Raw genomic sequence first — 13,836 nt, 5'->3', positions numbered from 1 at the left:
ACGAAGAAAATCCTGTTCCCACCATGCGCATTGCACTCACGGGCGAAGCCCTGATCGATTTCACCGCCAGCGAGGCCGGCGCACTGGCTTTCCTCGGCCATGAGGGCGGTTCGCCGCTCAACACGGCCGTGGCCTGCGCGCGCCTGGGCCAGCACACGGGCTTCTTCACGCAGCTGTCGACCGACCTGTTCGGCGAGCGGCTGATGGCCTTCCTCGAACGCAATGGCGTCGACACCGGCTTCATCCTGCGCAGCAGCGCGCCCTCGACCCTGGCCTTCGTCGAGCGCACGCCGCAGACCAACCGCTATGCCTTCTACACGCACGGCAGCGCCGACGCGACCTGGGCGCCCGAGCCGCTGCCGCAGCTGCCGGCCGACTGCCGCTTCCTGCACTTCGGCTCGATCTCGCTGCTGCAGGAGCCGGCCGCGACGCGCATCGCCGACCTCGTGAGCGCCAACGCGGGCCGCTGCGTGATCGTGTTCGATCCCAACGTGCGGCCCAGCCTGATCCCCGACCTCGCGGCCTACCGGGCGCGTGTCGCCAACTGGTTCGCGATGGCCGACCTCGTGAAGCTCAGCGACGAGGATGCCGCGCTGTTGGCACCGGATCGCCCGGTCGATGCGCTGGCCACCGAGATCCTGGCCGCGGGCGCGCGCGCCGTCATCGTCACGCGCGGCGGCGAGGGCGCCACGCTGTGGCGCGCGGGCAAGGCGCCGCTGTCGGTGGCCGCGCCGCGCGTGCAGGTGGTCGACACCATCGGCGCCGGCGACACCTTCACGGCCGGCCTGTCGGTCGCGCTGCTCGACCAGGGCGTGGAGCACCGCGACCAGCTCGCGGCGCTCGGCGACGACGGCTGGCGCGCGGTGATGCGCTTCGCCGCCACCGCCGCGGCCCTGAACTGCACCCGCGAGGGTGCCGATCCACCGGTGCTGGCGGCCGTGCAGGCGGCGCTGGCGCAGGGAGACAATCTCTAGCACCCTTGCATTGGCAGCGGGCGCGGCCCGCCAGCGAGCATGCAGCCATGACCACCACCACCCGCAAGCGTTCGATTCCCCGCCAGCGCCAGCCCGAGCTGGAGCGCGACTTCGCGCGCTCGCCCTCGCTGGGCTACGAGGCGCCCGAGGAGACTGGCCTGGTGCGATGCCTGGCGCACGGCTTCCCGAGCCCGCTGGTGCGCTGGCACTTCCACGAGGACTACGAGCTGCACCTGATCACCGAGACCTCGGGCAAGGCCTTCATCGGCGACTGGATCGGGCCGTTCCAGCCCGGCCACCTGGTGCTGTGCGGCCCGCGGCTGCCGCACAACTGGATCTCGCTCGACGTGCCCGAGGGCGGTGCCGCCGGGCGCGACCGCGTGATCCAGTTCCGCCACGAGCCGATCGAGCAGGCCGCGGCGCAGATTCCCGAGCTGCGCGAGGTCATGCAGCTGCTCGAGCGCGCGCGCCACGGCATCGAATTCTTCGGCCTCTCGCAGCAGGCGCAGCAGCACTGGGACGACATCAAGGCCGCGCGCGGCGTGCGCCGGCTCGGGCTGTTCCTGGGCTTCCTGGCCGACCTCGCGCAGTGCACCGACTACCGGCTGCTGTCGAGCGTGCAGATGCAGGGCGCGCAGGGCGCCGATGGCGATGCGCAGGTCGATCAGATCAACGGCATCGTCAACCGCATCACCAACAACATGACCGAGCAGCTCTCGATGGCCGACCTGGCCGCCGAGCTCGGCATGAGCGAGAGCCGCTTCAGCCGCTTCTTCCGGCGTTCCACCGGCAACAGCTTCACCGACTTCGTCAACCGCGTGCGCATCAACAGCGCCTGCCACCTGCTGATGCAGACCGACCATTACGTGACCGACATCTGCTACCAGGTCGGCTTCAACAACGTGGCGAACTTCAACCGGCGCTTTCTCGAGATCAAGGGCATGACGCCGAGCGAGTTCCGCCGCCAGGCCGACACCCGCTTCGGCAACGGCATGGCCTGAACGCCGCCTTTCATCCAAACCCACCGGGAGCTTCTCTTGTATCTGGGACTCGACCTCGGCACGTCCGAGCTCAAGGCGCTGCTGCTCGCCGACGATCACCGCATCGTCGGCGTGGCGCGCGCATCGCTGACCGTGGACCGACCGCATCCGCTGTGGTCCGAACAATCGCCCGCGCAATGGTGGCAGGCGCTCGAGCAGGTGATGGCGCAGCTGCGCGTCGACCAGCCGGCGGCGCTCGCGCAGGTGCGCGCCATCGGGCTGTCGGGCCAGATGCACGGCGCAACGCTGCTCGACGCGGCCGGCGAGGTGCTGCGCCCGGCCATTCTCTGGAACGACGGCCGCAGCGGCGCGCAGTGCGAGGCGCTGACGCGCGCGGTGCCGCGCCTGGGCGAAATCGCGGGCAACCTCGCGATGCCGGGCTTCACGGCGCCCAAGCTGCTGTGGGTGCGCGAGCACGAGCCCGAGATCTTCGCGCGCGTGGCGCGCGTGCTGCTGCCCAAGGACTGGCTGCGCTTCATGCTGAGCGGCGAGGCGGTCGGCGAGATGTCCGACGCGGCCGGCACGCTGTGGCTCGACGTCGGCGCGCGCGACTGGTCCGACGAGCTGCTCGCGGCCACCGGCCTCACGCGGGCGCAGATGCCGCGGCTGGTGGAGGGCAGCGAGGTCTCTGCCATGCTGAAGCCCGCGCTCGCCGAACGCTGGGGCTTGGCTGCGGACGTGAAGATCGCCGGCGGCGCGGGCGACAACGCCGCCAGCGCGGTCGGCATGGGCATCGTGGAGCCGGGGCAGGGCTTCGTCTCGCTCGGCACCTCGGGCGTGATCTTCGTCGCCTCGAGCCGCTTCGAACCGAATCCCGCGCAGGCGGTGCATGCCTTCTGCCATGCGCTGCCGGGCCGCTGGCACCAGATGTCGGTGATGCTCTCGGCCGCGAGCGCCGTGAGCTGGGCCTCGCGGCACCTGGGCTTCGGCGACGAGGCCACGCTGCTGGCGGCGGCCGCGCGGCTCGACGACGCGGCGCGTGCGCGCGCGCCGATCTTCCTGCCCTACCTGTCGGGCGAACGCTCGCCGCACAACAACGCGAACGCGCAGGGCGTGCTCTTCGGGCTCACGCAGGCGCACGGCGCCGACGACATCGCCTATGCCGTGGTCGAGGGCGTGAGCTTCGGCCTGCGCGACGGGCTCGACACGCTGGCGCGGCCCGCGGGCGCGCTGGCGCTGGTGGGGGGCGGCGCGCGCAGCAGCTGGTGGGCGCAGCTGCTGGCCGACATCCTCGAGGTGCCGCTGACGCTGGCCGAGGGCGGCGAGGCCGGCGGCGCGCTGGGCGCCGCGCGGCTGGCCTGGCTGGCCGATGGCGGCGCGATCGCCGCGGTCTGCACCGCGCCCGCGGTGCGGCAGCGCTTCGATCCGAAGGCCGAGGCCGCGGCGGGGCACCGCGCGCGGCATGCGCGCTTTCGCAAGCTCTACCCGCTGCTGCGCGCGTCCTTCGAGGCCTGAGTGCCTCCGCGGCCTCAGTGCGCCGCGACGATCGCGATGCCCTTGATCTGCCCCGCGGCCTTGGTCGAGGCCGGCGCCGGATAGCGCTGCGGCCGCAGGCGGTGCAGCAGTTCGGCTTCGCGTGCACGCGCCAGCGCGAGGTTGCCGATCTTCACGTGGCCGTAGCCGCGAATCGTCATCGGCAGCGCGGCGATGTCGGCCAGCAGCTTCTGGTCGGCGGCCGCCATGTCCTGCGCCAGTTCGTCGAGCCGGGCCTCGAAGTGGGCGATCAGCTCGCGCTCCAGCCGCCGCTCCTGCGTATGGCCGAAGGGATCGAAGGGCGTGTGGCGCAGCGCCTTGCCGTGCGCGAGCACGCGCATCGCCGGCAGCATCCAGGCGCCGAAGCGGATCTTGCGCGGGGCCTGGCCGTTCTTCGGCGGTGCGAGGAAGGGCGGGGCCATGTGGAACTCGAGCTGGATCTTCTCGCCCTCGAACTGTTCCATCAGGCTGCGCTGGAAGCTGCCGTCGGTGTACAGGCGCGCCACCTCGTACTCGTCCTTGTAGCTCATGAGCTTGAGCAGGCTGCGCGCCGCGTTGCGCGTGAAGGGCAGCGAGGCATCGCCGCCGAGCGCCGATTCGCGCTGCTGCAGCGCGCGGATGCGGGTCTCGAAGCGCCGCGCCCAGGCGGCGTTCTGGTAGCCCGAGAGATGGGCCACGCCGCGCGCGACGATGGCCTCGAGGTCGTTGCCGTCGGCCGCGTTCGCGAGGTCCATCGTCGACGCGGGCTGCAGCGTGTCGCCCAGGCGCTCGAGCCCTTCGGGATCGGCCGCGGCCATGCGGCCCAGCGCGAAGGCCAGGCGATTGGCGGCGACCGCCACGCCGTTGAGCTCGATGGCGCGCATCAGCGCCTCGAAACCCAGCGGCACCAGGCCGAGCTGCCATGCATAGCCCACGGCGAGGATGTTGGCGGCCAGCGTGTCGCCGATGAACTCCTCGGCCAGTGCCTGCGCGTCGAAGGTCTTCACCTGTTCCTCGCCGGCCGCGAACTGCAGCTTCTCGAGCAGCAGGTCGATGTGCAGCTCGGCGTCGGGATTGCGCAGCGACTCGGCGACCGGGATCTCGTGCAGGTTCGCGAGGATGCGCGTGCGGCCGTGGCGCACCGCCTGCAGCGCCTCGGGCGAGGCACCGACGACGAGATCGCAGGCCAGCACGGCATCGGCCTGCTGGGTGTCGATGCGGGCCTGGTTCAGGCGCTCGGGATGGCTCGCCATGCGCACGAAGCTCAGCACTGAGCCGCCCTTCTGCGCGAAGCCCATGAAGTCGAGCACGCTCGCGGCCTTGCCCTCGAGGTGCGCGGCCATCGCGACCAGCGCGCCCACGGTCACCACGCCGGTGCCGCCGACGCCGGTGACCAGCAGGTCGTAGGGCGCGTTGTCCCAGTCGTGGCCCGGGGGCTGCGGCAGCGCGGCGGCGCGCGCCAGCACGGCGTCCTTCTCGCGCTGCAGCGCGCCGGCCTTGCGGCGCAGCGAGGCACCGGTCACGCCGACGAAGCTCGGGCAGAAGCCCTGGGCGCAGGAGTAGTCCTTGTTGCAGTGGGTCTGGTCGATCTGGCGCTTGCGGCCCAGCGGCGTCTCGTGCGGCACCACGGCCACGCAGTTGCTCTGCACCGTGCAGTCGCCGCAGCCTTCGCACACCGCCTGGTTGATGAACAGGCGCTTGGGCGGATCGGCGAGCTCGCCCTTCTTGCGCCGGCGGCGCTTCTCGGCGGCGCAGGTCTGCTCGTAGATCAGCACGGTGACGCCCGCCACCTCGCGCAGCTCGCGCTGCACCGTGTCGAGCAGGCTGCGGTCGTGGAAGCCGGTGCCGGCCGGGAAGCGGTCCTTCTGGCCGTCGTACTTGCGGATGTCGTCGCTGACCACCACCACGCGCGCCACGCCTTCCGATTCGACCTGGCGCGCGATCGCGTCGACGGAGATCACGCCGTCCACCGGCTGGCCGCCGGTCATCGCGACCGCGTCGTTGAACAGGATCTTGTAGGTCATGGTGGCCTTGGCCGCCACCGCCTGGCGGATCGCCAGGTAGCCCGAGTGGTAGTAGGTGCCGTCGCCGAGGTTCTGGAACACGTGCGGCACGCGCGTGAACTTGGAATGCGAGATCCAGTCCACGCCCTCGCCGCCCATCTGCACCAGGCCCGCGGTGCCGCGCTCCATCCAGCTGGCCATGAAGTGGCAGCCGATGCCGGCGCGCGCGGTCGAGCCCTCGGGCACCTTGGTGCTGGTGTTGTGCGGGCAGCCGGCGCAGAAGTAGGGCAGGCGCTTGACCGCATCGCTGGCGTTGGCCAGCAGGTCGGGCGGCGTGAAGTCGCGCACGCGCTCGGTCGGGCGGCCGATGCCGTCGGCGCCGCCGACGTGGCGCTCGAGCCATTCGGCCACGCGCTCGATCAGCCGCGAGGGCCGCAGTTCGCCGAGTGCCGAGATGAAGGGCCGGCCGTCGCGGTCGTGCTTGCCGACCAGCGCCGGGCGTGCGTCGGCCGGCGCGTTGTAGAACATGTCGCGCAGCTGGCTCTCGACGAAGGCGCCTTTCTCCTCGATCACCAGCACCTCGGCCAGGCCCGCGGTGAAGGCGCGCATGCGCGTCTGCTCGAGCGGGAAGCTCAGGCCCACCTTGTAGATGCGCACGCCGGCCGCGGCCAGGCGCTCGGTCGGGATCTCGAGCCGGCGCAGCACCTCCATCAGGTCGTAGTGGGCCTTGCCGCAGGTCACGATGCCGACGCGCGCCTCGGGGCTCTCGACCGCCACGCGGTCGATGCTGTTGACGCGCGCGAAGGCGGCCACTGCCTCGTGCTTGTCGGCCAGCCGCGACTCGATGCGCAGCGAGGGCAGGTCGGGCCAGCGGTAGTGCAGGCCGTCGGCCGGCGCGTGGTGGCCGGTGGCCTCGCGCACGCCGTCGGCATCGAGCCAGGCGGCGCTGCGCGCGAGGATCAGGTCGAGGTCGACCGTGCTCGAGCTCTCGACCACCTCCGACAGCGCCGGCATGCCGACCCAGGTGCCCGAATAGCGCGAGAGCGCATAGCCGTAGAGCCCGAACTCCACCAACTCGGCCACGTTGGCCGGCTGTAGCACCGGCATGCCCCAGGCCGCGAAGGCCTGGTCGGACTGGTGCGGCATCGACGAGGACACGCAGCCGTGGTCGTCGCCCGCCACCACCAGCACGCCGCCGTTGGGCGAGGCGCCGTAGGCGTTGCCGTGCTTGATCGCGTCGCCCGCGCGGTCCACGCCCGGGCCCTTGCCGTACCACATGCCGAACACGGCCTCGACCTCGCGCTCGGGGTCGGACTCCACGCGCTGGGTGCCGAGCACCTGGGTGGCGGCCAGCTCCTCGTTGATGGCGGGCACGAAGCGCACGCCCTCCTGCTCGAAGCGGCTGCCGGCCTTCCAGATCGCCTGGTCGACCATGCCGAGCGGCGAGCCGCGGTAGCCGCTGACGAAGCCGCGGCTGTCGAGGCCGCGCGCGGCATCGCGCTGGCGCTGCATGCACAAGAGGCGCACCAGCGCCTGCGTGCCGGTGAGAAAGACCACGCCCGAGCTCGCCCAGAGGTTGTCGGCGAGCTGGTAGCCCGGACGGGCGAGGGTGGTCGTGGCGGCGGTTTCGGCGGCGCGGGTGGGGGCTGCGGCCGAAGAGAGGTCATTCGAATTCATTGCGAGATTGTTGTTCTCGCTCAGGAGGAATATTCTCTTGAATCACTACAGGGTGACCCTGCAACCAGGAATATCCATCTCGAAAATCGCCATGAACGACGAATTCATTCCTCTCGACCATCATTCGCTGCGCATCCTCGACGAACTGCAGCGCGACGCGCGCCAGACCGTGCAGCAGATCGCCGACGCGGTGGGACTGTCGCCCACGCCCTGCTGGCGCCGCATCAAGGACATGGAGGCCAGCGGCGTGATCCGCGGCTACACGGTGATCGTCGACCGCGAGAAGGTGGGGCTGAACCTCGCCGCCGTGACGGAGGTGAACCTCGACCGCCACAGCGAGGCCAAGGTGCGCGACTTCGAGCGTGCCGTGGCCGCGAGCCCGCAGGTGGTGCGCTGCGCCTCGGCCACCGGGCCGGCCGACTACATCCTCACGGTGCTGGTGCCCGACATCAAGCACTACGAGCAGTTCCTGCACACCACGCTGTTCGAGCAGGCCGGCGTGACGCACGTGCGCTCGGCGATCGTGCTGCGCGAGGTCAAGGCCGACGCGCCGCTGCCGATCGACATGGCGTCGACCGCGGCGGGGCCGAGACGGCGCTCGAAATGAAAAAGGCCGGGGCGAACCCCGGCCTTCTTCGTGTCTGGACGACCCGCCCGCCGAACGCCGAAGCGCTCGCCGGGCGAGAGGCAATTACATGCCCATGCCGCCCATGCCACCCATGCCGCCCATGTCGGGCATGCCGCCGCCGGCAGGAGCTTCGTCCTTCGGAGCGTCAGCCACCATGGCTTCGGTCGTCAGCAGCAGCGAGGCCACCGAGGCGGCGTTCTGCAGCGCGGTGCGGGTCACCTTGGTCGGGTCCAGGATGCCCAGCTCGAGCATGTCGCCGTACGAGTCGTTGGCGGCATTGAAGCCGTAGTTGCCCTTGCCGGCCAGCACCGCGTTCACCACCACCGAGGCTTCGCCGCCGGCGTTGTTCACGATTTCGCGCAGGGGGGCTTCGATGGCCTTGAGCACCAGCTTGATGCCGGCGTCCTGGTCGGCGTTGTCGCCCTTGACCTTGTCGCCCACGGCTTGCTTGGCGCGCAGCAGGGCCACGCCACCACCGGCAACCACGCCTTCTTCCACTGCAGCGCGGGTGGCGTGCAGGGCGTCTTCGACGCGAGCCTTCTTTTCCTTCATTTCGACTTCGGTGGCGGCGCCGACCTTGATCACCGCAACGCCGCCGGCCAGCTTGGCCACGCGCTCTTGCAGCTTTTCACGGTCGTAGTCGCTCGTGGCTTCCTCGATCTGCACGCGCACTTGCTTCACGCGGGCTTCGATGTCGGCAGCAGCGCCGGCGCCGTCGATGATGATGGTGTTTTCCTTGCCCACTTCGATGCGCTTGGCCTGGCCCAGGTCGGCCAGCGTCACCTTCTCGAGGGTCAGGCCGACTTCTTCGGCGATGACCTTGCCGCCCGTCAGGATGGCGATGTCTTCGAGCATGGCCTTGCGGCGGTCGCCGAAGCCAGGCGCCTTGACGGCCACGACCTTCAGGATGCCGCGGATCGTGTTCACGACCAGCGTCGCCAGGGCTTCGCCCTCGACTTCTTCGGCAATGATCAGCAGCGGACGACCGGCCTTGGCGACTTGTTCCAGAGTGGGGAGCAGGTCACGGATGTTGCTGATCTTCTTGTCGAACAGCAGCACGAAGGGGTTGTCGAGCAGCGCCGATTGCTTCTCGGGGTTGTTGATGAAGTAGGGCGACAGGTAGCCGCGGTCGAATTGCATGCCTTCGACGACGTCCAGTTCGCTGTCCAGCGACTTGCCGTCTTCGACGGTGATCACGCCTTCCTTGCCGACCTTGTCCATCGCGTCGGCGATGAGCTTGCCGATGGTTTCGTCGCTGTTGGCCGAGATCGAGCCGACTTGAGCGATTTCCTTCGACGTGGTGGTGGGCTTCGAAGCCTTCTTCAGCTCTTCGACCAGGGCCGTCACGGCCTTGTCGATGCCGCGCTTCAGGTCCATCGGGTTGATGCCGGCGGCCACGTACTTGAAGCCTTCGCGCACGATGGCTTGTGCCAGCACGGTCGCGGTGGTGGTGCCGTCACCGGCGTTGTCCGAAGTCTTGGAAGCCACTTCCTTCACGAGCTGGGCGCCCATGTTCTGCAGCTTGTCCTTGAGTTCGATTTCCTTCGCGACCGACACACCGTCCTTGGTCACGGTGGGGGCGCCGAACGAGCGCTCGAGCACCACGTTGCGGCCCTTGGGGCCCAGGGTCACCTTGACCGCGTTGGCCAGGATGTTCACACCCTCGACCATGCGTGCGCGGGCTTCACCGCCGAAGACTACGTCTTTTGCTGCCATGTTCTATTACTCCGAATGGGGATCTGTTGAATTACTTCTCGACGACCGCGAACAGGTCGTCTTCCTTCATGACCAGCAGTTCGTCGCCGCCGACCTTGACGGTCTGGCCGCTGTACTTGCCGAACAGGACGCGGTCGCCGACCTTGACGGTCAGTGCGGCCAGTTCGCCCTTGTCGTTGCGCTTGCCCGGGCCCACGGCCAGGACTTCACCCTGATCGGGCTTTTCGGCGGCGGCGTCGGGAATGACGATGCCCGAGGCAGTCTTGGTTTCGCTGTCAACACGCTTGACGATCACGCGATCGGCCAAAGGACGAAGTTTCATTGCATCTCCTGGATAAGAAACTGGGTGGTGGTTTTTTGGGCGCCCATCCCGCAGGACCGGTTGCCCGTCGACTGGAGGCGAGGCTTGTTAGCACTCAACCACAGCGAGTGCTAATCATAAGGGCAATCGCCGGGGTTTCAAGCGCCGGAGCGGGCCGAGCCGGAAGTCGGTTGCCACGATTCAATATTTCAACGATGATTGAAATATGAAAGAAGAAGTCGTCATCCGTTCCCTCATGGCACTTGCCCAGAGCGTGCGCCTGCGCGTGTTTCGCGCCCTGGTCGTGGCCGGCCCGCAGGGCATGACGCCTGGCGCGCTGACCGAAACGCTGGGCGTTCCGGCCACGGGCCTGTCGTTCCATCTCAAGGAGCTGGGTCGCGCGGGCCTGGTGTCGCAGGAGCGGCAGGGGCGCCACCTGATCTACCGCGCCTCGTTCGACCGGATGAACGGGCTGCTGGCCTATCTGAGCGAGAACTGCTGCCAGGGGCAGCCCTGCGAAGTCGATGCGCAAGGCGCGTCCTGCGACTGCTGACGGTCGGCGCCGCATCGTTTGCTCGCCCCATGCTCACCGCCGTTCTCATCTTTCTCGCGACCCTGGTGCTCGTCATCTGGCAGCCGCGCGGCCTCGGCATCGGATGGAGCGCCGCGCTGGGCGCGCTGGTGGCCCTGGCGCTTGGCGTGGTGCACCTCGACGACGTCGCGCGGGTCTGGCAGATCGTCTGGAACGCCACCGCCACCTTCATCGCCGTGATCGTCATCAGCCTGCTGCTCGACGAGGCCGGCTTCTTCGAATGGGCCGCGCTGCACGTCGCGCGCTGGGGCGGCGGCAGCGGCAGCCGGCTGTTCGCCTTCATCGTGCTGCTGGGCGCGGCCGTCTCGGCGCTGTTCGCCAACGACGGCGCCGCCCTGATCCTCACGCCGATCGTGATGGCCATGCTGGTGGCGCTGGGCTTCACGCCGGCCACCACGCTGGCCTTCGTGATGGCGGCGGGCTACATCGCCGACACCGCGAGCCTGCCGCTGATCGTCTCGAACCTCGTCAACATCGTCTCGGCCGACTTCTTCGGGATCGGCTTCAACGCCTATGCGGCGGTGATGGTGCCGGTCAACCTCGTTGCGGTGGTCGCCAGCCTGCTGGCCCTGCTGCTCTACTTTCGTCGCGACATCCCCGCGCGCTACGACGCCAGCCGCCTCAAGCGCCCGGCCGATGCCATCCGCGACCCGGCCACCTTCCGCGCGGGCTGGGTCGTGCTGGTGCTGCTGCTCGTCGGTTTCTTCGGCCTCGAGCCGTTGGGCGTGCCGGTCAGCGCCGTGGCGGCGGTTGGCGCGCTGCTGCTGCTGGCCGTGGCGGCCCGCGGCGAGGTCATCGCCACGCGCAAGGTGCTGCGCGGCGCGCCCTGGCAGATCGTCGTGTTCTCGCTGGGCATGTACCTGGTGGTCTACGGCCTGCGCAATGCCGGCCTGACCGAGCAGATCTCGACGCTGCTCGACGTGTTCGCGCAAGGCGGCATCTGGGGCGCGGCCCTGGGCACGGGCTTCCTGGCGGCCGCGCTGTCTTCCGTGATGAACAACATGCCGACGGTGCTGGTCGGCGCGCTCTCCATCGATGCCTCGGGCGCCACTGGCGTGGTGAAGGAGGCGATGGTCTACGCCAACGTCATCGGCTGCGACCTGGGCCCGAAGATCACGCCGATCGGCAGCCTCGCCACCCTGCTGTGGCTGCACGTGCTCGCGAAGAAGGGCACCACCATCGGCTGGGGCTGCTACTTCAAGGTGGGCGTCGTCATGACGGTGCCCGTGCTCGCCCTGACCCTCGCCGCGCTCGCACTGCGCCTGAGCTTCGGCTGATCTGCTTTCTCACCAGCGACATCCCTCCCTTCCATGAGCGACATCACGATCTATCACAACCCCGACTGCGGCACGTCGCGCAACGTGCTCGCGCTGATCCGCAACAGCGGCGAGGAGCCGACCGTCATCGAGTACCTCAAGCATCCGCCGGACCGCGCAACGCTCGAGCAACTGGTCGCCGACATGGGCATCGGCGTGCGCGACCTGCTGCGCCAGAAGGGCACGCCCCACGACGAGCTCGGGCTGGCCGATGCAAAGTGGACCGATGCGGAGCTGATCGGTTTCATGCTCGCGCATCCGATCCTCATCAACCGCCCGATCGTCGTCACGCCGTTGGGCACGCGCCTGTGCCGGCCATCGGAGGCCGTGCTCGACCTGCTGCCGCACGCCCAGCGCGGCGCGTTCTCGAAGGAAGACGGCGAGCCCGTCATCGATGCGAAAGGCCAGCGTGTCGCCAAGCCCTGACCTGCCGAACCTGGATGCGGAGGCCTTCCGGCTGCCGGACCCACGGCACCTGTGGCCCGCCGAGCGTTCGACGCATGCGCCGCGCATCCTGTTGCTCTACGGCTCGGTCCGCGAGCGCTCGTACAGCCGCCTGCTGACCGAAGAGGCCGAGCGGCTGCTGCGCGCGCTGGGCGCGCAGACCCGCGTCTTCGATCCGCGCGGCCTGCCGTTGCCCGACAGCGAACCCGAGGACCATCCGAAGGTGCAGGAACTGCGCGCGCTCGCGCAGTGGTCCGAAGGCATGGTCTGGTGCTCGCCGGAACGCCATGGCGCGATGACCGGCATCATGAAGGCGCAGCTCGACTGGATCCCGCTGTCGGTCGGCTCCGTGCGGCCGACGCAGGGCAAGACGCTGGCCGTGATGGAGGTGTCGGGCGGCTCGCAGTCCTTCAATGCGGTGAACCAGCTGCGCGTGCTCGGACGCTGGATGCGCATGATCACCATCCCGAACCAGTCCTCGGTGGCCAAGGCCTACCTCGAGTTCGACGAAGCCGGGCGCATGAAGCCCTCGCCGTACTACGAACGCGTGGTCGACGTCATGGAGGAGCTGGTCAAGTTCACGCTGCTGACGCGCGACTGCGCCGGCCATCTGGTCGATCGCTACAGCGAGCGGCGCGAGAGTGCCGAGGCCTTGTCGCGGCGCGTGAACCTGCGAAGCATCTAGCGCCGTGCCTTGCCGGGCGCGGTCCAGCCCGACGGCAGGGCCGGCGCGCCCGCGACCAGCGCATCCCAGAGATGGCGCGACGCGTTCGTGTGATGGCGTGTGCGCGAACGCACGAGGCAGGCCTTGCGCTGCAGTTCGACGCTGTCGATCGGCACCGCGTCGTGCACCGCCAGGCTCGATGCGGCCGCGGCGTTGAGGATCGCGACCATGCCGCTCTCGCGCGCGGCCGCCACCAGGTCTTCGAGTGCATCCGATTCGAGCCGGACCTGCGGCTTGAGGCCCTGCGAGGCGAAGGCCGCGTCGAGCTCGCGGCGCATCATGTATTCGCTCGGCAGCAGCGCGAGCCCGCAGGGCGCGAGCTGCGCCAGCGTGAGCCGCCGCGCGCGCCGCGGCAGGGCGCCGACGGCGACGGCCCGCTCGACGAAGCACTGCGCGATCTCGAGGTCGGCATGGGGATGCGGATCGAAGCTCACCGCGAACTCGAAGTCGCCGCGCAGCACGCCTTCCTCGAGCGCGTGCGCGGTGCGCCGCCGCAGCGCCACGGACAGCGCGGGCCAGCGCGCCTGCGCCGCGCGCATCACCGGCACCACCCAGCAGGCGCCGTAGGACTGCACGAGTCCCACGCGCACCAGGCCCGAGATGGTGTCGGCTCGCTCGGGCACCTCGCGCAAGGCCGACTGCAGTTCGAGCAGGCTGCCCGCGATGCGGCGTTCGAGTTCGTGCCCAGACAGCGTGGGGACCGCGCGGCCGCCGGTGCGGTCGAACAGTGGCACGCCGAGCACCTGCTCGAGCAGCGCGATCTGTTCCGACAACGCGGGCTGCGAGATCGAGCATTCGCGCGCCGCCTCGTTGAAGCTGGGCGCGCGCATCGCGGCGCTGAAGTAGCGCAGTTGCCGCAGCGAAACGAGCTCGAGGGGATCGCGTGCGCGCTGGGCGCGGCTGCTGGGGCGTGCGGTCATGGCGATCGGATTATCCGATGAGGTGTGCCGAAAAATGCGATTTGCCGCG

Annotated in this window: 12 protein-coding genes; 8 read left to right on the top strand and 4 right to left on the bottom strand. The window is 69.6% G+C overall.

All coding sequences use genetic code 11. The features are described 5' to 3' along the window. Nucleotides 1–23 precede the first annotated feature (23 nt). From ACEN9J_RS14235 to xylB, 3 genes are read left to right on the top strand one after another with little or no spacing between them, the layout of a single operon-like run. On the top strand, nt 24–974 hold the full coding sequence (locus tag ACEN9J_RS14235) for a carbohydrate kinase family protein (RefSeq protein ID WP_413764397.1): 951 nt from the start codon (nt 24–26) through the stop codon (nt 972–974). Nucleotides 975–1,021: 47 nt separating this feature from the next. Then, the gene (locus ACEN9J_RS14230) at nt 1,022–1,975 is read left to right on the top strand and encodes an AraC family transcriptional regulator (RefSeq protein ID WP_057594072.1); all 954 of its coding nucleotides are present in this window, start codon (nt 1,022–1,024) and stop codon (nt 1,973–1,975) included. A gap of 36 nt (nt 1,976–2,011) precedes the next feature. Beyond that, nucleotides 2,012–3,469: a xylulokinase gene (gene xylB, locus ACEN9J_RS14225; protein ID WP_413764396.1), complete on the top strand. Its 1,458-nt coding sequence runs from the start codon at nt 2,012–2,014 to the stop codon at nt 3,467–3,469. A gap of 14 nt (nt 3,470–3,483) precedes the next feature. On the opposite strand, the gene ACEN9J_RS14220 is transcribed toward xylB, so the two are convergent. Next, entirely contained in the window at nt 3,484–7,146 is a 3,663-nt protein-coding gene (locus ACEN9J_RS14220) for an indolepyruvate ferredoxin oxidoreductase family protein (RefSeq protein ID WP_413764395.1), read from the bottom strand. Between the two features lie 91 nt (nt 7,147–7,237). Between ACEN9J_RS14220 and ACEN9J_RS14215 the strand changes: the two genes are divergently transcribed. After that, on the top strand, nt 7,238–7,753 hold the full coding sequence (locus ACEN9J_RS14215) for an Lrp/AsnC family transcriptional regulator (protein WP_261209683.1): 516 nt from the start codon (nt 7,238–7,240) through the stop codon (nt 7,751–7,753). A gap of 84 nt (nt 7,754–7,837) precedes the next feature. Here the strand turns inward: ACEN9J_RS14215 and groL are convergent, their stop codons facing one another. Beyond that, nucleotides 7,838–9,490 carry a chaperonin GroEL gene (gene groL, locus ACEN9J_RS14210; RefSeq protein WP_261209685.1) on the bottom strand — a complete coding sequence of 551 codons (1,653 nt, stop codon included), beginning with the start codon at nt 9,488–9,490 and terminating at the stop codon, nt 7,838–7,840. A gap of 31 nt (nt 9,491–9,521) precedes the next feature. Then, nucleotides 9,522–9,812, bottom strand: a complete 291-nt coding sequence (locus tag ACEN9J_RS14205; RefSeq protein WP_007835162.1) for a co-chaperone GroES — start codon at nt 9,810–9,812, stop codon at nt 9,522–9,524. A gap of 205 nt (nt 9,813–10,017) precedes the next feature. Here ACEN9J_RS14205 and ACEN9J_RS14200 point away from each other — a divergent pair, with 205 nt between their 5' ends. Genes ACEN9J_RS14200 through arsH form a run of 4 tightly spaced genes read left to right on the top strand, consistent with a single transcriptional unit; the run spans nt 10,018 to nt 12,828 of the window. Next, a complete protein-coding gene (locus ACEN9J_RS14200; protein WP_413764394.1) occupies nt 10,018–10,344 on the top strand; it encodes an ArsR/SmtB family transcription factor in 327 nt (108 codons plus the stop codon). 29 nt (nt 10,345–10,373) lie between these two features. Further along, the gene (locus ACEN9J_RS14195) at nt 10,374–11,660 is read left to right on the top strand and encodes an arsenic transporter (protein WP_413764393.1); all 1,287 of its coding nucleotides are present in this window, start codon (nt 10,374–10,376) and stop codon (nt 11,658–11,660) included. A gap of 33 nt (nt 11,661–11,693) precedes the next feature. Then, the gene (gene arsC, locus ACEN9J_RS14190; RefSeq protein WP_057596046.1) at nt 11,694–12,125 is read left to right on the top strand and encodes an arsenate reductase (glutaredoxin); all 432 of its coding nucleotides are present in this window, start codon (nt 11,694–11,696) and stop codon (nt 12,123–12,125) included. Beyond that, complete coding sequence (arsH, locus tag ACEN9J_RS14185) at nt 12,094–12,828, top strand: arsenical resistance protein ArsH (RefSeq protein ID WP_296741096.1); 735 nt, start codon at nt 12,094–12,096, stop codon at nt 12,826–12,828. The genes arsC and arsH overlap by 32 nt, the downstream gene beginning before the upstream one ends. Here arsH and ACEN9J_RS14180 read toward each other — a convergent pair. Beyond that, complete coding sequence (locus tag ACEN9J_RS14180; RefSeq protein ID WP_261209711.1) at nt 12,825–13,787, bottom strand: LysR family transcriptional regulator; 963 nt, start codon at nt 13,785–13,787, stop codon at nt 12,825–12,827. The two genes, arsH and ACEN9J_RS14180, sit on opposite strands and share 4 nt — an antisense overlap. Nucleotides 13,788–13,836 lie beyond the last annotated feature (49 nt).

This window comes from Variovorax sp. Varisp41, from assembly GCF_047325085.1.
GTDB lineage: Bacteria > Pseudomonadota > Gammaproteobacteria > Burkholderiales > Burkholderiaceae_C > Variovorax.
Note: the sequence above shows the minus strand (reverse complement) of the source record. Positions and strands in the feature narration are given on the sequence as shown.